Below are 19,013 nucleotides of genomic sequence, written 5' to 3' on the forward strand. Positions count from 1 at the left end.
ACCGGAGCGTCACTTCACTTCCACCGTCGCGCCCTGCTCTTCCAGCTTGGCTTTGATCGACGCCGATTCGTCCTTCGTCACGCCGGCTTTGACCGTGCTCGGCGCGCTGTCGACGAGGTCCTTGGCTTCCTTCAGGCCCAGGCCGGTGATCTCGCGGACCACCTTGATGACCTGGATCTTCTTGCCGCCGGCGTCCTTGAGCAGGACGTCGAACTCGGTCTTCTCTTCCACGGCCGGAGCCGCCGCCGCGCCGCCGCCGCCGGCGGGAGCGCCGCCGACCGGGGCCGCGGCAATGGTCACGTTGAACTTGCTCTTGAAGGCATCGATCAGCTCGGCGAGCTCGAAGACGGACTTGTTGCCGATCGCTTCGAGGATCTCGTCGTTCGTCATGGTCGTAGGCATCTCGTCGTTCTCCCTATGTGATAATGCAAGTCGGTCAATCGTTGTCTCGGTCAGTCACTCTTTCAAAAACGGTCGGTCGACTGACCGACTTATCCGGCGCCGGCTCCAGCGCTCTCTTTCTGCTGCCGCAATCCTTCCAGCGCGCCGGCGAACATGTACAGGATGCCGCTGAGCGCTCCGACGAACCCGGCGAGCGGCGACTGCAGTCCGGCGCCGAGCTGGGCGAGCATTTGCTCGCGCGACGGCATCGAGGCCAGCTTGGCCACCTGCGCCTTGTCGATCTTGGTTCCTTCGAATACACCGCCCTTCACCGCCGGCTTCTGGTCGTTCTCCTTGGCGAAGTCGGTGATGACTTTGGCCGCGGCGACCGGATCCTTGGCGACGACGAGTCCTGTCGGGCCGCGCAAACGCTCGCCAATGAGGCCACTCTCGTTTACGGCGCGGAGGGCGAGCGTGTTCTTGATGACCACGTACTCGACGTTCGCCTTGCGCAGCTTGCGTCGGAGGTCGGTCATCCGCTTCACGTTGAGACCGGTGAAGTCGGTGTAATAGAGCGCCGTGGCGCTCTGCAATTTCGTCTTCAGGTCGGAGACCAGCTGTTCTTTCTCGGTGCGGTTCATTGTGCGCTCCCTGCCATTCGGTAGAGCGTGCTGTCGATCGACACGCCGGGGCCCATGGTGCTGGAGACCGAGACGTTCTTGACGTACACGCCCTTCGAGGCCGCGGGCTTGGACCGGACGATCTGATCCATGAACGCCGTGTAGTTGGTCTCGAGCGCGTCGATGCCGAACGACACCTTGCCGATCGGCGCGTGGACATTCCCCGCCTTGTCGACGCGGAACTCGATCTTGCCCGCCTTCGTTTCCTTGACCGCGTTCGAGATGTTGAACGTGACCGTGCCGGCTTTGGGATTCGGCATGAGTCCGCGCGGACCGAGGACGCGGCCGAGCTGGCCGAGCTGCCCCATCTGGTCCGGCGTGGCGATCAGCACGTCGAAGTCGAGCCAGCCGTCCTTGATCTTCTGAATGAACTCCGCGCCCACGTAGTCGGCGCCGGCGGTCTCGGCCTCCTTGGCCTTGTCGCCGGCGGCGATGACGAGCACGCGGACCGACTTGCCGGTTCCGGCCGGGAGAACGACGGTGCCGCGCACGACCTGATCGGCGTGGCGCGGGTCGACGCCCAGACGGACGGCCACTTCGACGGTCTCGTCAAACTTCGCGAATGCCGATTTCTTGACGATCTCCAGCGCCACGCGGGGCTGGTACGCCGAGGCGATGTCGCGATTTTTGGCGGCCGCGTTGTACTTCTTGCCATGGTCGCGCATCAGTCGACGACCTCCAAGCCCATCGATCGCGCCGCGCCGGCGACCATCATCATCGCCGACTCGATCGTGTCGCAGTTCAGGTCGGGCATCTTGATCTCGGCGATCTTGCGCACCTGGGCGCGCGTGACGCGTCCGACCTTGTTCCGGTTCGGCTGTCCCGATCCCTTGTCGATGCCCGCCTCCTTCTTCAGCAAGACGGCCGCGGGCGGCGTCTTCGTGATGAAGGTGAAGGACTTGTCGGAATAGATCGTGATTTCGACCGGGAGAATCGTATCCTGGCCCTGAGTTCGCGAATTGAACTCTTTGCAAAAGGCCATGATGTTGATGCCCTGCGGGCCGAGCGCCGTTCCCACCGGAGGGGCGGGATTGGCCTTGCCCGCGGGGATCTGCAGCTTGACGAACCCCGTGACTTTCTTGGCCATAAGACTCCTATAGACGACTTGCTAACAATCTCCCACTGGCACTGAACCGTCGGAGTGGTCGCCGACTTGCTTCCTGCGGTCTCCGGTCTCCGGTCGCCGGTCTCCGGGGTTTTCCGGTGACCGGTGACCTGCCACCGCATTTCAGTACGCTCTCAACTGCAAGTAATCCAACTCCACCGACGTAGGCCGGCCGAACAACGAGACCGACACCCGCACCTTGCCTTTGTCGACCATCACTTCTTCCACCGTTCCGTTGAAATCGGTGAACGGCCCTTCCGTGATGGCCACCGCCTGACCGACGAGGAACGGAATCTCCTCCTTCGGCTCCTCCTCCTCCTGCTCGACCGCGATGCCGAGGAGGCGGTTCACTTCATCGGGCCGCAGCGGCTGCGGGAATCGCTGGTCGTGACCGACGAACTTGATCACGCCCTGGATGCCGTTCACCACGTGGGCCGTTTCCTGGTTCATCTCCATCTCGACGAGCACGTAGCCGGGATAGAGCTTGCGTTCGACGTTGACCTTCTTGCCGTTCTTGATCTCGACCACTTCCTGCGTCGGGACGAGCGCTTGGCGAATCGCGCGCGCCTCGGGCGCCCGCGCGTCGCCGTCGATCTTCCGCTGGATCAGCGAACGAACCTTGTTCTCGTGGCCCGCGGTGGTCTGGATCGCGTACCAGCGATGCTCCGCCATGGTGTTCATCGTCCCGCGAACAACGCTGGAATTCCTTTGATCAGCAAACCCTGAAGAATCAGATCGAGAATCGAGATGACGGCTCCGAGCGCGAGCACGAAGAGGATGATCGAGATCGTCGCCTGCTGAACCTGCGGTCGGTCCGGCCAGGTGACCTTCTTCATCTCCGCGATCACGCCGTGGTAGAACGTGACGAGACGGGAAATCGGGCCCGGTCCGGGAGCGCTTGGCGTGCCCGACCCGCCCGTGCGTACGGCAGCGTCGGCCATTACTTGGTTTCCTTATGGACCTGGTGCTTGTTGCACCGCGGGCAGTACTTCTTCCACTCCACGCGCTCCGGATGGAGCCGCTTGTTCTTCGTCGTGAAGTAGTTCCGGTTCTTACACTCGCCGCAGGCGAGAATGATTTTCTCTCGAGGCATCTGCCAAGGACCTGAAAAAACGTGGTGCGCGTAGTTCCGCGTGGTACTGCGCGTGCTTCCTACAGAACTCTGAGAGCTGACGACCGGGATTGAACCGGTGACCTCACCCTTACCAAGGGTGTGCTCTACCAACTGAGCTACGTCAGCAACCTCTTACGTCATTTCCCTGCTTACTGTTCCTCGTCCAAACGTCGCCGCCGCTTCGTGACTCGCGCGGTCCAGAGTTCACAGAGCGGGAGACGGGGCTCGAACCCGCGACATCAAGCTTGGAAGGCTTGCGCTCTACCAACTGAGCTACTCCCGCCGAATGACCCGCCCTCTCCCTGTTCTCGCGCTCTACTCCGGCCGAACCGTTGTGTGCCACCAAATGGTGGGGGAAGGATTCGAACCTTCGTAGGGCGTAAACCCGGCAGATTTACAGTCTGCTGCCATTAGCCACTCGGCCACCCCACCGGAGTGTTCCGCGTTCCATCAAACCATCCGCTACTGCTCGCTCTCGCTCACACGAAAAATCGCCTTCCAGCCCGATCTCTAGAGCTGACGGCGAGAATCGAACTCGCAACCGCCTGATTACAAATCAGGTGCTCTGCCAATTGAGCTACGTCAGCAGACGGCCATTTTTTAGCGAGACTCGTAGGATACGCGGTTCGGAAAACAGTGTCAAGCCGCGCAGTGATCGGCGCTTACGCCTCGGCCGTGAAACCCGCCTCTAGCGGACCCGCTTCCAGGTCGTCCGACCGCCCGCGTCCTCGATCGCGATCCCCTTCCCAACCAGCTCGGCCCGAATCCGATCCGCCTCGGGGAAATCTCGGCGTTCGCGCGCTGCCCGGCGAGCCTCGAGCCGTTCTTCCACCCACGAAATGAGGGCCTGATCGTGAATTTCCCGGTCGGGCAGGATGTCGAGAACGCCGTTGATCCGCTCGAACGCCCGCCGAGCTCGCTCGACCGCCTCCACGTCGGATCCGCGGCGGTCGAGCTGGGCGTTCGCACGATGGATGAACGTGAAGAGGCCAGCCAAGGCGTTGGGCGCGTTCAGATCCTCGAAGAGCGCCGCCTCCACTTCGGCTATGGCTGTGTCCGCCGCTGCCGCCAGCTCGGGCGTTCCACCCGTCGCCGCCGCCAATCGATCCGCGAAGTCGCCCACACGACGCACGGCATTGATCGACGCCTCGAGCGCATCGTCGGAAAGGTTGAGCTCCTTCCGATAGTGCGTGTTGAAGACGAAGTGCCGGAGTGCCGCCGGTGATACATCGGCCTCGCGCATCCCCTGCACCGTCGTGACGTTGCCGAGTCGCTTGGCCATCTTCGCGCCGTCGGTCAGCAAAAAGGCGCCGTGGCACCAGAAGCGCGAGAACGTCTTGCCGGTCGCCGCCTCGGACTGTGCGATCTCGTCTTCGTGGTGCGGGAAGACGAGGTCGATGCCGCCGCAGTGGATGTCGAGCGTGTCTCCCAACAAATCGATCGCCATCGCCGAGCACTCCAGATGCCAGCCGGGCCGGCCGCGCCCCCACGGCGAATCCCACGCCGCGCCGGTCACCTCGTCGTTGGGCGTCGCCGCCTTCCAGAGCGCGAAGTCCTGCGCGTTCTCCTTCGAGTAGTCGTCCTGCGCGACGCGCGCCCCCGTCTTGAGCTCGCGTTTGTCGAGACGCGACAAGCGCCCGTACGGAGGAAAACGATCGATCGCGAAATAGACTGACTTGTCGTCCGCTTGATAGGCGACGCCGCGAGCGACGAGCTCCTCGACCAGCCGAATCATCTGCGGGATGTAGTCGGTTGCCTTCGGATAGACCTCGGCGGCCTGGATGCGCAGGTACTCGCGATCCTTGTGGAAGATCGCGGTGACCGGCTCGGTGACCTCGCGAATCGTCTTTTTCTGTTCGTGCGCGCGCCGGATGATCTTGTCGTCGACGTCGGTCAGGTTCATCACCTGGCGCACCTTCCAGCCGCGCAACTGCAGCGTGCGACGCAGGAGATCGACGAACAAAAACGTGCGGAAATTGCCGAGGTGCGCCGGATTGTAGACCGTCGGGCCACAACTATAGATGCGCACCGTCTCGCCGTCGGCCGGGACGAACGCCTCGGTCTGACGGGTCAGTGTGTTGTACAGCCGGAACTCGCGCGTGGCGGTCCCGGTCTGGGGCGCCCGCGCCGGCGAGGAGCTGGACAGGTCGGCGGACTGAGTGTGAGACGGACGCATCGACTCGTGACACGAGCAGTTGAGTGAATGCTAGGCATGTCGGAGGGGTCGGTCAACGAAACGGCGCTCGGCGACGCGGCGCGCCGTCGTTCGCGCCACGATTCGGCCGCCTCGCAGTACTACCGCTCGTTCCGTCAGGCGAGAGGCTAGAACCGGGTCGCGCAAGGCGACTACGACGGCGTCGCCGGCCTCGCATCGCTCACCGATCCACGGTCCAAGAGAGGCCGCACCAGCGTCGCCCAAATCGACCAGATGGATGTGCGACTCGTCCGCGGAGCGCGGCTCGTTTAACGACGAGCGATGGTAGTGCAAATGCGCACGCTCGAGTGCAACCGTTCGCTGCGGATCCCCGAACCACGAGACGACGCCCGAGTCGGGTGTCAGCAGCCCCGCCGCGCACAACAGCAGCGTCGTCTTTCCCGATCCGCTCGGCCCGACGACCGCGACCGATTCTCCCGCGGCGGCGAGGAGGTCCACGTCGACGATCGCCTGCGCGCTGGCGAGGCACGATCCCGATCCCGCGACGTATCGTTTAGAGAGCCGAGAAACTTCGAGCGCGGTTCGCACGCCGATCGATAGTCTGCTGGCGGTGCGTCAGCGTCATCGTTGGCTTTCGCGCGGGAACAAGCGAACGCACTCTGAATCGACAGGGGTCTGACACATGCCAGAAGACGAGTGGCCGTATCCGACAATCGACAAGCCGCTGCCGCTTGCCGACGGCGACGTCGTCCATCTGTACAGCGTCATCATTTTTGACCCCCGTTCCGGAGCCAGGAGCGCGTCCCTGCTTTATGGAACGAGCGTGGCCGAAGGCGATATCGCCGCGCTGGAGCGTCAAGCCGAACGAGTTGCCGCCGCGCTGAACGAATTCGCGGAACAACAACACCTTGGCCGAATGACGGCGCAAATCTGTCGCACGAGAGCTCAAGCCGAATCGCGGGAGCTGAGCGCTCAAACCATCTCGCTGAATCGCGCGGCCGACGGCCGCTGGCAGGTCGGCACCGCGCAGAACGACTGACCGCCGAACCGCGCTGAGCGTCGTGGCGTCAGGTGCGTCGTGACGAAAACCGTATTTCGACTGGAAACGGAGCGTCGCCGCTCAACGCCGAAAGTGACGTCAGCGGTCTGATGTCCGTTCCTGTCGTCGAGCGGAAAGCCGTACCCGAACCGCCAATCGAACTCAGAGTGGCCGGCACTCACCACCGCGCGCTCGTCCACCGGTCCACCCCCGTCCACCGACCTCAGGCGCTCTGCCGCCGCCCCTCGCTCTCGGCGAACGTAATGATGTCCGGCGCGGGTCCCGAAGGCGCGAGCACTCCGCCGCCCGGCCCGGGCACCCGAAGCAGCATTGGCCGCTCGCGCGTGGTGCGGCGGAAGCCCTGTCCCTCGTAGATCCGGCTGATCACGATGCGCCGTACGATGACCATCACCGCGGCGAGCGTCGGGAGCGCGACGACGAGACCGAGTCCGCCGAGCAGCGATCCCATGATGAGCACCGCCATGATCGTCATGACCGGCGGCAGGTCCACCTTCTTCGACATCACGAGCGGCGAGACGAGGTTGCCCTCGATCAGGTGGACGACGACGCCGAGTCCGACGACGAGCAGCGCATGGCCGACCGGACTGAAGCCGAAATAGCCTTTCCCGTTGAGAACGAAGAGCGCCGGCAACGTCGTCGACAGGAGCGTGCCGAAGAACGGCACGATGGCGACGAGGCCTGTGAAGATGCCGAACAAGAACGCGAACGGCACGCCGAGCAGATAGAGACCCAGACCGGTGATCAAACCGAGGAACGTCATCGTCAGCAGCTGTCCGACGATGTAGGCGCGCAGCGAGTCGGCCAGCTCGGCGAGCACGTCGCGGACGAGGTCGCGGTGGATCGGCGGGAAGAGCGCGATCAGCCACTCGCGGTAAAGCGCCGGGTGGATCGAGAGATAGATGCTCATGACGAGCACGGCGAAGACGTTGATCGCCGCCTCGACGATCTCGAACAACTTCGTCGGAATACCCGCGAAGATGCCGCTGAGTTGATCGTAGGCGGCCAGCAGCGCCTTGTGCTCGGTTGGCTTGCCGACGATGTCGCTCACGCCCGGCAACTTGGCGGCGACGCGATCGATTCCCACTTCCCAGGAGTTGATGAAATCGGGGAGCGCGAGGAAGAGCTGGCGCGTTTGGTCGGCGATGGGCGGCAAGAGGATCCAGCCCAACACGACGATGCCGCCGATCGAACCGACGATCGCGATGGCGAGCGCGGCGCGCTTCGAGAGCGTCGTCCGCCGGTCGAGCCAATCCGCGACCGCGCCCAAATAGAGCGAGACGAGAACGGCGAGCATGAGCAGCACGAACACATGCGCGACCGTCTTGAACAGCCACAGCAGTAGAAACGTTATGACCGTCGCCGCGAGGATCGGCGCGAACTTGAACTTCGTCCCGCCGATCGTGACCGAGCCGGTCGTCCGCGGCGAGTCGGCGGTCAAGGCCGTTGCTTCTCGCTCGTTACGTCTTCGATCTCGGCGTGGACCGTTTCTTCGTCGTTGTTGCCCGCGCCGAGCTTTTTGGCTTCGACCGAGCCGGCCGGAAGCATGCCCATCTTCTGCTTGAGCGCGAGGAGCTGCGAGTCGACGGTATTCGTCGTCGCCGAACGCTCGAGCTGCTTGAAGTCCTGCGCCAGCCGGTCTCCGGTGAACTCTTCCTCGATCTCGACGGACGCCTTGAGCTGGCGCTCGTTGTTCTCGATGCGCTCCTCCATGCGGGCGAACGCCTCGAACGCCGATTTCTCGGAAAGCGACGACATCGTGTCGTGGATGCGCTTCTGCGCCTGCGCGCGGCGCTGCCGGGCGATGAGCAGGTTCTTCTTGCGCTTGGCCTCTTCGATCTTGTCGTTGAGGTCGCGCAGCGCGTTCTTGAGCTTCTCGGTCTCGAGGCGGTGCTGCTCCCACGTCTGCGCCAATTGCTGGCCGTGCGAGTTGTGCTCCGTCTGGCGCATGAGCGCCTGCTTGGCGAGATCGTCGCGATTTTCCTTGATCGCGAGCATCGCTTTCGCTTCCCAGTCGGCGCCCTGCTTGAACTCGGAGTCGGCTTGGTCGCGCAGGCGCTTTTCGTCGGCGATCGCCGTGGCGACCTGCTGCTTCGCCTTGGCGAGCTGCGACCGCATGTCGACGATGATCTGATTCAACATCTTCTCGGGATCTTCCGCCCGAGAGATCAAATCGTTGATGTTCGACCGCAACAGGGTCGAAAGACGATCGAAAAGACCCATATCAGTGCGCCTCGCGATACGTGCCCAGCTCGCGCAGATGCGACGCGAGCGACACGGTGATGCTTTCGTACGCGGCGAGGAACTCCTCGTAGTCGAGGTGCGACAGCTCGAGGGCCTCGGTCATGACGATGGAGTTGGAGTCTTTCTCGATGCCGTACGAGCCGTGCAGCAGATCCGACGCGTTCAGCTCGAGCAGCCGCCGGCTGAGCGTCGCGACCGATTCGGCCTTCGTCGGCAGCGACATCACCTTGACGCGCAGCAGCACGACAGGCGGCGAGAAGTGCACGACGACGTTGAAATCGAGCTCGCCGCTCGGCCGCACGATCCACAGGCCCGGCTCGACCTCCGAATAACTGGCGCCTTCCGCGGAGAGGCGGTCGAGGAAGCCTTCGATCTCATCTTTCGTTACCATCGTGAGTCCTGTTGTCGATGAATACTGAAGGACCTACGAACGGGATTGTACGCGCGTTTCAGGCGGTGGACGGGTGAACCGGTGGACGGGTGGACCGGCACCGCATCGACTGGAAAGCTATGTGGCGAATCGGGACACGGCGAGGGTACGCAACCTCTCAGCCCCGCTTGATTTGCACGAGGCGCTCGCGGGCCAATCGCCGTCCCGTCGGCGTCGCCGCCAACCCGCCGCCGGCTGTCTCACGATATCGCACGTCCATTTCGCGGCCGATGTCTCCCATCGTGTCGATCACTTCGTCGGCGGGGATCGCGAAGGTGATGCCCGCGAGGGCCATCTCGACCGCGGCGAGCGCGATCGCCGCGCCGGTCGCGTTTCGGAAGACGCACGGCAACTCGACGAGTCCGCCAAGCGGATCGCAGACCAAGCCGAGAGTCCCCTGCTGCGCGAGGGCGACCGCGTTCACGACCTGCGACGGCGATCCGCCGAGCATTTCGGTCGCGGCGCCGGCAGCCATTCCCGCCGCGGCACCCGTCTCGGCCTGGCACCCGCCTTCGGCGCCGGACAGCGACGCGCGCTCGGCGACCACCGCCCCGATGAGCCCCGCCGTCGCGAGCGCGTCGACCACCGCATCGTCGGACAGTCCGCGCGCGGCCGCCAGTCCGGTGAGAACCGCCGGCAGAACGCCGGCGCCGCCCGCCGTCGGCGCCGCGACGATCACTCCCATCGCCGCGTTCACCTCCTGCACGGCGAGCGCACGCGCCAGGACGTCCCGAAATGGCGTGCCCGCGAGCGGCCCCGCCGGGCCACTCACCAGCTTCTGCGCGTCGCCGCCGACGAGCCCCGACGGTGACTTCAGGTTGCCGACCAACCCCTGCTCCACCGCTCCGCGCATGACGACGAGCGCGCGGTGCAGCACGTCGCGGATCTCTCCGATCGGCCGGCCTTGATCCGAGGACTCGGTCTCGAGCGCGAGTCGCGAAAGCGAGATACCGCGTGCCTCGGCGTCGTGTACAGCGGCGGCGAGCGATTTGTACATACTCGCAATTTAGACGGCGGGCCTGCCGGCTACGCCGAGACCTTGTCGAGCCGGAACGCCCACCGGACCCACGGCAAGGCTCTGATGTGATCGCGGACGTTCTCGGCGGGATACTCATCGAGCTCGATGACCATGAACGCGTCGCCGCCTTTTCGCTGCCGGGTCAGCCGAAGCGTCGCGATGTTGAGGCCATCGTCGGCGAGCAGCGTCGCGATCTTGGCGATCGAGCCTTTGATGTCTTCGGCGACGAGCACGATGGTGTGGTAGTTCCCGGTGACTTCCACCGGATACCCGTCGATCTCGCTCACGAGGACGCGCCCGGCGCCCAGCGACGACCCGATCATCACGGCGCGGCGATCGCCGCGCTCGAGAGTGATGCGCACCGAGTTGGGATGCGCTTCGTCGTCGAGCGTCGTTTTTTCGAAGGTGTACGCGAGTCCTTCGCGTTCAGCGATCTCCAGGGCGGTGCGGATGCGGTCATCATCCGGGCGGAATCCCATTAGTCCCGCGACGATCGCCTTGTCGGTGCCGTGCCCCTCGCCCGTTCGGGCGAACGATCCATGCAGCTCGATCTTCGCGCGCTCGGGCGTCCCGCCGACCAAGCCGCGGGCGAGAAGTCCGAGGCGACACGCGCCCGCCGTGTGGGACGACGACGGCCCGACCATAACTGGGCCGATGATGTCGAGTAGTGAAACCATGTCTGGAAAATACTCGGCGTCGTTCAAATGACGCGCGGGCGGCGTCGTGGCAAGCGGGCATCCACGATTTGATACTGCGACGATTTCGCGGAAAGATCACAGATTTCGCGGAGGAGAACCGAAGGCGAAATACCATGTCGCAATTGCCGACACGCCGCACGGAACCCGCTAGGCCAATCGGAGGTCCACCGGATCACGTTGGCGGAACGACCGTGATGACGACGCTGTCGGAGAAGATGCCGAGGCGTGCGTGAATCGCGGTCGAACCGGCGGACATCAGATCGAACGTGGCGGCCAGCGCGTTGAGATATGGCTGCTGGGCGCCGGCGATAGGAATAGTGATCGCTCCGGAGAATTGCGCGACGGCCGGGTTCGACGAGGTGACTTCCGTGTTGCTCGCGTCGACAGGCGCGCCGCTCGCATCGGTCGCGTTGACCACGAACCGCAGACGGCGTCCGACGACGAAGGCGCCCGTGTCGGGACGAATGGTCAACGTGCCGAAGGCCGACGGCAGCGGACGAGGGCCGGCGCCGTCAGGCGTCAGGCTCGAAGACGGTGAGTCGCACCCGAGCACGGTGATGGTGAGCGAGAGACAAACCAGCAGCTTCCGCATCGCCCTCCCGGGAATCGCGACGCTGTCAGCCGACCTTCTTACGTTGCCTCGCCTGAACGAGCGGCCGCAAATACCGGCCGGTGTACGACGCATCAATCTCCGCCAGATCCTCGGGGGTTCCCGCGGCGACGATGGCGCCGCCGCGATTGCCGCCGTCGGGACCGAGATCGATGATCCAGTCGGCCGTCTTGATCACGTCGAGATTGTGCTCGATCACGAGCACCGTGTTGCCGCGGTCGACGAGCCGGTGCAGCACGTCGAGCAGCACGCGCACATCCTCGAAGTGAAGACCGGTCGTCGGCTCGTCGAGGATGTAGAACGTGCGGCCGGTGTCGCGCTTCGAGAGCTCGGTCGCGAGCTTCACGCGCTGCGCTTCGCCGCCCGACAGCGTCGTCGCACTCTGCCCCAAATGGATGTAGCCGAGCCCGACGTCGACGAGCGTCTGCAGCTTCTGCGAGATGCGCGGCTGGTTCTGGAAGAAGTCGAGCGCGTCGTCGACGGTCATCTCCAGCACGTCGGAAATCGTCTGCCCGCGGAAGCGCACCTCGAGCGTCTCGCGGTTGTAGCGGCGTCCCTTGCAGACGTCGCACGGCACGTAGACGTCGGGCAAAAAGTGCATCTCGATCCTCACGAGGCCGTCGCCCTGACACGCTTCGCAGCGGCCGCCCTTCACGTTGAACGAGAATCGACCCGGGCCGTAGCCGCGGATCTTCGCTTCGGGCAGCTCGGCGAACAACTCGCGCACGGGCGTGAACACACCCGTGTACGTCGCGGGGTTGGAGCGGGGCGTGCGGCCGATCGGACTCTGGTCGATGTCGATCACCTTGTCGATGTGCTCGAACCCGGTGATCCGCCGGTGCTCACCCGGGATGACGCGCGCCCTGTAGAAGTGCCGGGCGAGGGCGCGGTGCAGGATGTCTTCGATGAGCGTGGACTTTCCGGAGCCTGAAACGCCGGTCACCGCGACGAACAGTCCGAGCGGAATCTCGACGTCGAGGTTGCGCAGGTTATGCTCGCGCGCGCCTTCGATGCGGATGAGCTTTCGCTCGTCGAACATTCGGCGTTTGGTCGGCGTCGGGATCGAGAGCTCGCCGGCGAGGTAGCGGCCCGTGATCGACGACGGGTTGCGCGCGATCTCGTCCACCGTACCCACGGCAATCACCTCACCGCCGTGCTTTCCCGCACCGGGCCCGAGGTCGATGACGTGATCCGCGGCGCGCATCGTCTCTTCGTCGTGCTCGACGACGATCACGGTGTTGCCGAGGTCGCGCAGTTGCTCGAGCGTCGCGAGGAGCCGCGCGTTGTCGCGCTGGTGCAATCCGATCGACGGCTCGTCGAGTATGTATAGGACGCCGACCAGCCGCGAACCGATCTGCGTCGCCAGGCGGATGCGCTGGGCCTCGCCGCCCGAAAGCGATTCCGCCGCGCGGCCGAGCGTGAGGTAGTCGAGCCCGACGTCGACGAGGAAACGGAGCCGCTCACGCACTTCTTTGAGAATCGGGCCGGCGACCTCGGGATCGAGTCCGGGCGCGCCGTCGCGGCGCACGGGCACGCGCTCGAAGAACGAGAGCGTGTCCGTGATCGGCAGCTCGACGACGTCGCCGATGCTCTTCGAATCGATCGTGACCGAGAGGGCTTCGGGCTTCAGACGCCGGCCTTTGCACTCGGGGCACGGCACCTCGATCATATATTCCTGCAGCTCCACGCGGATCGTGTCGGAATCCGATTCGTCGTACCGGCGCTCGATGTTCCGCAGCACGCCTTCCCACTCGATCGACGACGATGCGCCTCCCCCCTTGGCAGCGGACCTTGCGTCGCGCTTCTCGCCGTAGAGAATTGCCTCGCGCACCGACTTCGGCAGGTCGCCCCACGCCGAGTTCAGATCGAACTTGAGCTGACGCGCCAGCGCCGGCAGCACGATCTTCCGCAAATACCCGCTCGGCTCGCCCCACGGCAGGATCACGCCCTCGAGGATCGAGATGCGCGAGTCGCCGAGAATGAGCGCTTCGCTCACTCGCCGTCGCGTCCCGAGACCGCCGCACGCCGTGCACGCGCCGAACGGCGAGTTGAACGAGAAATGGCGCGGCTCCAGCTCCGGCAGCGAGATGCCGCACGTCGGGCAGCCGTAACGCTCCGAGAAGAGCTCCACGGTCTTCGCGTCGACGCTCGCGACTTCAACCACGCCTTCGGCGAGCTTGAGCGCCGTCTCGAGGGAGTCGGCGAGACGACTTCGATCTTCGGGCCTGACCGTGAGGCGATCGACGACGACCGAGATCGAGTGGTTCTGCCGCCGATTGAGCTTCGGCGGCGACGCGACTTCGACCAGCTCGCCGTCGACGTAGGCGCGGATGAATCCTTGCCGCCGAACGGTCTCGAACAGCTCGCGGAATTCGCCCTTGCGCTGCTGCACGAGCGGCGCACGAATCTCGAGCCGCGCGTCGCGCTGCCAGGTGAGAACGATGTCGGCGATCTGCGCCGCGCTCTGACGCTGCACGGGACGACCGCACTCGGGACAATGCGGCGTGCCCGCGCGTGCCCAGAGCAAGCGTAGGTAGTCGTAAATCTCCGTGACCGTGCCGACCGTCGACCGTGGGTTGTGGCCGGCCGTCTTCTGCTCGATCGAGATTGCGGGCGACAGCCCTTCGATCGAGTCGACGTCCGGCTTCTCCATGAGCCCGAGGAACTGTCGCGCGTAGGCGGACAGCGACTCGACGTACCGGCGCTGGCCCTCGGCATAGATGGTGTCGAACGCCAGCGAGGATTTTCCCGAACCCGAGAGTCCGGTCACGACCGTCAGACGGTCGCGGGGGATCGTCACGTCGATGTTGCGCAGGTTGTGCTCCCGCGCGCCGCGAACGATCAGCGAATCTTCTGCCATAGCCCGCGTAAGCTGCCGTACGAACGCCGAAGATACAAGGCAGTGACGGTCACCGCCCACCGGTCTCCGGTCACTGGCGGTTTCGGAGACCGGGGACCGGTGACGGCAAACCGGCACCGCGCAAACCCCGTCCCCCGTTACGTTTTGCCCGTTTTTCCCGTCTCCAGGCGTGCACACCGACGCGATCGTAATCCTGACCACTGTGGCCTCCGATGAGGAGGCCGTTCATTTCGTTCGGACCCTCCTCGAGCGGCGTTTGATCGCCTGCGGGACGGTCTTTCCGGCCGCCCGGTCCCTTTACCGCTGGCAGGGCAAGATCGCCGACGAGCGAGAGGTCGTCGTCATGCTCAAGACCCGGTCGGCACGGTTCGAATCCGTGCGTGAAGCGTTCTCCGAGTTGCACCCGTACAAGGTCCCCGAGCTCCTGGCGCTGCCGGTCGAAGCCGGACTCGACAAGTACCTCGAGTGGATCAACGGCGAGACCTCGCTCGCTCTGACGTGAGCGCAGCGCGAACCAAGCCCCCGAGATCCCTCCCCTCGTGAAACGCAGGACGATTGCCGGCATCGCGATCATCGCCGCATGGAGCGGTGGCGTCGGCGTGCTCGTACAGCACGAGTACTTCCGTCCGCGCCTCGAGCGGCTCGCCGAGGCGGCGACCCGCGTTGCCCCAGCCACGATGTACTACGCGGCGATGCACGGCGGCCGCCAGGTCGGCTTCGCGTCGTCTACAATCGATACAGCCAACACGTCGGTCTCGGAGAATGACTATTTCGTCGTCGAGCTGCCCTCCGGATTGACGATGCGGCGCGCCACTTCGCGGACGAACGTGACACTGTCCCGCGCTCTGCGGCTGTCGCGGTTCGAGCTCTCGCTCGAGACCGACAGCGCGCGCACCGACATGACCGGCCGCGTCGACGGGGACTCGGTCCTCTTCGTTCATTCGACGACGTCGCCCACGTCGGATACGACGCGGATTGCGATCACCGAGCCGCTCCTCCTGCCGACGCTCGTTCCGCTCGTGGTCGGCCTGGCTGAGAAACCGTCCATCGGCAAGCGATACGTGTTGCCCGTTTTCGACCCGGCGGCGAGAGCGTCGCGCAGCGTCGGCTATTCGATTCGCGCCGAGTCGCTCTTCATCCTGACGGACAGCGCGGTGCTCGACACGACGGTGACGCCCGCGATCTGGCGCGGTGCGCATCCCGACACGGTGCGCGCGTGGCAAGTCATACCCGACTCCGGAGTCGACATCGGCTTTTCCGGATGGATCGACGAGCAGGGACGCATCGTCGCGACGTCGCAGTTGGGGATCGAGCTTCGCCGGCAGCCCTACGAATTGGCGTTTCGAAACTGGCAGAACGATCCGCTGGCGCACGCGTCCGACGCGAGCCACGTGATCGGCACAACGGTGATCGCCGCGGGAAAGACTCCGAAAGGCGACAGACGGATCGACTCGCTGGTCGTTCGTCTCGACAACGTCGATCCCAAGCTCCGGCTGCGGCTCACGGGCGCGGGACAGCGGGCGTCCCACGACACGATTTTCGCGTCGACCGCCGACGAAAACGTGCTCTCCGTGGCGACCACACTGGGTCCGCCCTCCAAGATCGGACTCGCGCCGCTCGCGGCGACGATCACGCGCGGAAGCATCGAGCCCGAGGTCGTCACGAAACGACTCATTGCGTGGGTGCGCGACTCCATTCGGCCCCACGTGTCGTTCGAGATGTCGACGCCCCAGCACGTCCTCCTCACGAGGGCCGGGGATTGTAACGAACTCACCCAGCTTTTCGTCGCTCTAGCGCGCGCACGTGGCCTCACGGCTCGCCCTGTAACGGGTCTCTTGTACGTGGACGGGAAGTTCTATTACCACGCCTGGGCCGAGGTGCTGCTGAAGGACTGGGTTCCTGTCGATCCTATGCTTGGTCAGGCGCCGGCCGACGCCGCGCACATCCGGCTGATGCAGGGGTTGGCGCTTCGGACGGATTTGATTCGCCGCTGGGCCGGGCTCGACGTGAACGTCGTGTCGGTGAAGGAAACTCCACGCAAGAGTGAGACGACCCACCGATGATCAAGCTGACCAATCTCACGAAGCGGTACGGAGCGTTCACCGCGGTCAACGGCATCAACCTCGAGGTGCCGAAGGGAGAACTGTTCGGATTTCTCGGGCCGAACGGCGCCGGCAAGACGACGACGCTGCGCATGATCGCCGGCATCCTTCGCCCGACGAGCGGCAAGGCGGAAGTTGGCGGCATCGACGTCGTGGCCAGCCCGGTCGCGGCGAAGTCGAGGCTCGGATTCATTCCTGACCGCCCGTTCATTTATGAAAAGCTGACCGGCGGCGAGTTCCTGCGCTTCGTCGCCGGTCTATACGACCAGCAAGGCCCCGAGATCGAGCACCGCGGCCGCGAGCTGCTCGCGCTGTTCGACCTCGAGGCCTGGCGCGACGAGATGGTCGAGAGCTACAGCCACGGCATGCGGCAGAAGCTGATCATCGCGAGCGCGTTCGTGCACCGCCCGGAAGTCATCGTCGTCGACGAGCCGATGGTCGGCCTCGACCCGAAGGCGGCGCGCATTCTCAAGGATCTGTTCAAGGAATACACGCGGCGCGGCCACACCATCATGATGTCGACGCACACGCTCGAAGTCGCCGAGGCGATGTGCGACCGCATCGGCATCATTCAGGGCGGCGTGATCCGCGCCTGCGGAACGATGGATGATTTGCGCGCGCACGCCGAGTCGGGCATGGACGGGCTCGAGCAGATCTTCCTGCGCCTCACCGGCGAGAACGCCGCCCGCGCGCTGGTCGATGTCCTCGATGCCTGAGCAGGCGGCGGCTCCGTCGCTGCCGGATCCATCGACGGCGCACCTGCTGAGCCCCAAGTGGCTCACCGCCCGCGCGCACCGCGAGTCGGGACGCCGAGCGCGCACGATCTTCCTGCTGGTCTTCGGGTTCGTGTTCTGGACGTTCATCTACCTGATGCTCTACCGGCTGCTCAGCTATCTGCAGAAGCAGCCGGAGATCGGAACGCTCATCGCCGGCAAGGTGCTCGGCCTGATCCTCGCCGGGTTCTTCTCGATCTTGCTCCTGTCCAACGTCATCACCTCGCTGTCGAGCTTTTTCCTGGCGCGAGATCTCGACCTCTTGGCGTCGGCACCGGTCGATTGGCTCAAGTTCTACGTCGCGAAGGTCATCGAGACGCTCGTGAACTCGAGTTGGATGGTACTGCTCCTCGCCATTCCGATGTTCGCCGCGTACGGGGTGGTGTTCAAAGGCGGGCCGGTGTTCCCGCTGATCGTGCTCGTGACGTTCGTCCCCTTCCTCGTCATCCCGACGGTGATCGGCAGCGCGATCACGCTGCTCCTGGTCACGGTATTCCCGGCGCGGCGCGCGCGCGACATCCTGAGCGTCATCGCGGTGCTCGCGGCGGGCGGGCTGGTCGTTCTCTTCCGGCTTTTGCGCCCCGAGCGGCTCGCTCGGCCGGAAGGCTTCAAGTCGCTGGTGGAATTCGTCACCCTTCTTCGCGGTCCGACTTCGCCATTCCTGCCGAGCGAGTGGGTGCAGCGCGCCGTGATGTCGTGGCTCAACGTGCGGCCTCAGCTCCTGCCGTATTACCTCCTCTGGTCGACGGCCGCGGCGGCCGTGGTACTGGGGGCGCTGCTGCACCGCTGGCTCTACCCGATCGGTTTCAGCAAGGCGCAGGAGAGCGCGCAGCGATGGGCACCGAGCGGCCCGATGAGCCGCATCGGTCAGGCTCTGCTGACGCCATTCGGGATCGTCCGCCGTGAGTTGGTGCTCAAAGAGGTGAAGCTCTTCTTCCGCGACACCACACAATGGTCGCAGCTGATTCTGCTGGCCGTGCTCGTGCTCGTCTATGTCTTCAACATCAAGTTCCTGCCGATCGGTGGGCAGGGCGTCTCGTTCTTCTTGGCGAACGTGGTGCCGTTCCTCAATCTGGTCTTGGCGGGCTTCGTGCTCGCCTCGGTCGCGGCGCGCTTCATCTTCCCCGGCGTGAGCCTCGAAGGGAGAACGTGGTGGCTGCTGCGATCGAGCCCCCTTTCGATGCGCAACCTGCTCTGGTCCAAGTTCTGGGTCGGGACGTTGCCCTTGCTGGCGCTCGCGCTGCTGATCGTCGGGGTCACCGATTATTTGATGCAGGTTTCGGTGTTCATGTTCGTGGTTTCGACGCTGACGATCGCGTTCATGACCCTGGCCATCGCGGGGCTGGCGATAGGAATGGGAACGCTCTTCCCGCGCTTCGAGACGGAAAATGCCGCGCAGATTCCAACGTCGTTCGGCGGCTTGGTGTTCATGATGAGCGCCATCGCGTTGATCGGCATCGTGGTGGTTCTCGAGGCGAAGCCGGTCTACACGTATCTCGGGTCGAGGGCGTTCGACACGACGAGTGACCTCTTCGAGATGGTCGCCGGCTTCGGGCTCGCGGGCGCCGTGTGCGCCGCCGCCACTGTGATTCCGGTCACCGTCGCACTGCGACGACTCGAGCGCCTCGAGCGCTAAGCACTGTTCGTGAAGCCAATGTGACGACCCGGGAGATTGCCGGGTCGTTCATGCCGGATGCCCGAAACGTCTTTCGGAAATCCGCTGGAACGTCACCTAGGCTCGCTCCCCATATCGGTTGGAGTGGGCAACCCATGGGTTCAACCCACC

21 protein-coding genes and 4 tRNA genes are annotated in these 19,013 nt (G+C 64.7%); 5 read left to right on the forward strand and 20 right to left on the reverse strand.

Going from position 1 to position 19,013, the window contains the following annotated elements; genetic code table 11:
• Positions 1-9: 9 nt before the first annotated feature.
• The 13 genes from rplL to VGQ44_20470 all read right to left on the reverse strand — a co-directional run bounded on the left by rplL (position 10) and on the right by VGQ44_20470 (position 6,023).
• On the reverse strand, positions 10-390 hold the full coding sequence (gene rplL, locus VGQ44_20410; protein HEV8449203.1) for a 50S ribosomal protein L7/L12: 381 nt from the start codon (positions 388-390) through the stop codon (positions 10-12).
• Positions 391-491: 101 nt separating this feature from the next.
• Positions 492-1,022, reverse strand: coding sequence for a 50S ribosomal protein L10 (gene rplJ / locus VGQ44_20415; GenBank protein HEV8449204.1), 531 nt, complete (start codon positions 1,020-1,022; stop codon positions 492-494).
• Complete coding sequence (gene rplA / locus VGQ44_20420) at positions 1,019-1,726, reverse strand: 50S ribosomal protein L1 (protein ID HEV8449205.1); 708 nt, start codon at positions 1,724-1,726, stop codon at positions 1,019-1,021. Before rplA ends, rplJ begins: the two co-directional genes overlap by 4 nt.
• A complete protein-coding gene (gene rplK, locus VGQ44_20425; GenBank protein ID HEV8449206.1) occupies positions 1,726-2,148 on the reverse strand; it encodes a 50S ribosomal protein L11 in 423 nt (140 codons plus the stop codon). Before rplK ends, rplA begins: the two co-directional genes overlap by 1 nt.
• A gap of 141 nt (positions 2,149-2,289) precedes the next feature.
• Positions 2,290-2,847: a transcription termination/antitermination protein NusG gene (gene nusG, locus VGQ44_20430; protein ID HEV8449207.1), complete on the reverse strand. Its 558-nt coding sequence runs from the start codon at positions 2,845-2,847 to the stop codon at positions 2,290-2,292.
• Positions 2,844-3,107 (reverse strand): preprotein translocase subunit SecE, encoded by a 264-nt coding sequence (gene secE / locus VGQ44_20435; protein ID HEV8449208.1) that lies wholly within the window; start codon positions 3,105-3,107, stop codon positions 2,844-2,846. The genes nusG and secE overlap by 4 nt, the downstream gene beginning before the upstream one ends.
• Entirely contained in the window at positions 3,107-3,259 is a 153-nt protein-coding gene (gene rpmG, locus VGQ44_20440; GenBank protein HEV8449209.1) for a 50S ribosomal protein L33, read from the reverse strand. Before rpmG ends, secE begins: the two co-directional genes overlap by 1 nt.
• 74 nt (positions 3,260-3,333) lie before the next feature.
• Positions 3,334-3,406 (reverse strand) — tRNA-Thr (locus VGQ44_20445).
• Positions 3,407-3,490: 84 nt separating this feature from the next.
• Positions 3,491-3,563, reverse strand: a tRNA-Gly gene (locus tag VGQ44_20450).
• Between the two features lie 64 nt (positions 3,564-3,627).
• Positions 3,628-3,712: transfer RNA gene (locus tag VGQ44_20455), tRNA-Tyr, on the reverse strand.
• A gap of 82 nt (positions 3,713-3,794) precedes the next feature.
• Positions 3,795-3,867, reverse strand: a tRNA-Thr gene (locus VGQ44_20460).
• A 101-nt stretch (positions 3,868-3,968) separates the two neighbouring features.
• On the reverse strand, positions 3,969-5,456 hold the full coding sequence (gene cysS, locus VGQ44_20465) for a cysteine--tRNA ligase (protein HEV8449210.1): 1,488 nt from the start codon (positions 5,454-5,456) through the stop codon (positions 3,969-3,971).
• Positions 5,457-5,486: 30 nt separating this feature from the next.
• Entirely contained in the window at positions 5,487-6,023 is a 537-nt protein-coding gene (locus VGQ44_20470; GenBank protein ID HEV8449211.1) for an ATP-binding cassette domain-containing protein, read from the reverse strand.
• 94 nt (positions 6,024-6,117) lie between these two features.
• Between VGQ44_20470 and VGQ44_20475 the strand changes: the two genes are divergently transcribed.
• A complete protein-coding gene (locus tag VGQ44_20475) occupies positions 6,118-6,474 on the forward strand; it encodes a hypothetical protein (protein HEV8449212.1) in 357 nt (118 codons plus the stop codon).
• A 223-nt stretch (positions 6,475-6,697) separates the two neighbouring features.
• Here VGQ44_20475 and VGQ44_20480 read toward each other — a convergent pair whose 3' ends face one another.
• From VGQ44_20480 to uvrA, 7 genes are all read right to left on the reverse strand, one after another.
• Positions 6,698-7,933, reverse strand: coding sequence for an AI-2E family transporter (locus VGQ44_20480; GenBank protein ID HEV8449213.1), 1,236 nt, complete (start codon positions 7,931-7,933; stop codon positions 6,698-6,700).
• Positions 7,930-8,715 carry a PspA/IM30 family protein gene (locus VGQ44_20485; protein ID HEV8449214.1) on the reverse strand — a complete coding sequence of 262 codons (786 nt, stop codon included), beginning with the start codon at positions 8,713-8,715 and terminating at the stop codon, positions 7,930-7,932. Before VGQ44_20485 ends, VGQ44_20480 begins: the two co-directional genes overlap by 4 nt.
• 1 nt (position 8,716) lies before the next feature.
• A complete protein-coding gene (locus tag VGQ44_20490) occupies positions 8,717-9,127 on the reverse strand; it encodes a hypothetical protein (GenBank protein ID HEV8449215.1) in 411 nt (136 codons plus the stop codon).
• 157 nt (positions 9,128-9,284) lie between these two features.
• A complete protein-coding gene (gene sdaAA / locus VGQ44_20495) occupies positions 9,285-10,163 on the reverse strand; it encodes an L-serine ammonia-lyase, iron-sulfur-dependent, subunit alpha (protein HEV8449216.1) in 879 nt (292 codons plus the stop codon).
• A 29-nt stretch (positions 10,164-10,192) separates the two neighbouring features.
• The gene (gene sdaAB, locus VGQ44_20500) at positions 10,193-10,861 is read right to left on the reverse strand and encodes an L-serine ammonia-lyase, iron-sulfur-dependent subunit beta (GenBank protein ID HEV8449217.1); all 669 of its coding nucleotides are present in this window, start codon (positions 10,859-10,861) and stop codon (positions 10,193-10,195) included.
• 193 nt (positions 10,862-11,054) lie between these two features.
• The gene (locus tag VGQ44_20505) at positions 11,055-11,474 is read right to left on the reverse strand and encodes a hypothetical protein (GenBank protein ID HEV8449218.1); all 420 of its coding nucleotides are present in this window, start codon (positions 11,472-11,474) and stop codon (positions 11,055-11,057) included.
• Between the two features lie 25 nt (positions 11,475-11,499).
• Positions 11,500-14,352: an excinuclease ABC subunit UvrA gene (uvrA, locus tag VGQ44_20510; GenBank protein HEV8449219.1), complete on the reverse strand. Its 2,853-nt coding sequence runs from the start codon at positions 14,350-14,352 to the stop codon at positions 11,500-11,502.
• A gap of 169 nt (positions 14,353-14,521) precedes the next feature.
• On the opposite strand from uvrA, the gene cutA reads away from it, so the two are divergent.
• Genes cutA through VGQ44_20530 form a run of 4 tightly spaced genes read left to right on the forward strand, consistent with a single transcriptional unit; the run spans position 14,522 to position 18,863 of the window.
• Positions 14,522-14,854 carry a divalent-cation tolerance protein CutA gene (cutA, locus tag VGQ44_20515; GenBank protein HEV8449220.1) on the forward strand — a complete coding sequence of 111 codons (333 nt, stop codon included), beginning with the start codon at positions 14,522-14,524 and terminating at the stop codon, positions 14,852-14,854.
• A 37-nt stretch (positions 14,855-14,891) separates the two neighbouring features.
• Positions 14,892-16,415, forward strand: a complete 1,524-nt coding sequence (locus tag VGQ44_20520; protein ID HEV8449221.1) for a transglutaminase-like domain-containing protein — start codon at positions 14,892-14,894, stop codon at positions 16,413-16,415.
• Entirely contained in the window at positions 16,412-17,170 is a 759-nt protein-coding gene (locus tag VGQ44_20525; GenBank protein HEV8449222.1) for an ABC transporter ATP-binding protein, read from the forward strand. The genes VGQ44_20520 and VGQ44_20525 overlap by 4 nt, the downstream gene beginning before the upstream one ends.
• The gene (locus tag VGQ44_20530; GenBank protein HEV8449223.1) at positions 17,163-18,863 is read left to right on the forward strand and encodes a hypothetical protein; all 1,701 of its coding nucleotides are present in this window, start codon (positions 17,163-17,165) and stop codon (positions 18,861-18,863) included. Before VGQ44_20525 ends, VGQ44_20530 begins: the two co-directional genes overlap by 8 nt.
• Positions 18,864-19,013: the final 150 nt, after the last annotated feature.

It is taken from the genome of Gemmatimonadaceae bacterium (genome assembly GCA_036003045.1).
Lineage (GTDB): Bacteria > Gemmatimonadota > Gemmatimonadetes > Gemmatimonadales > Gemmatimonadaceae > JAQBQB01.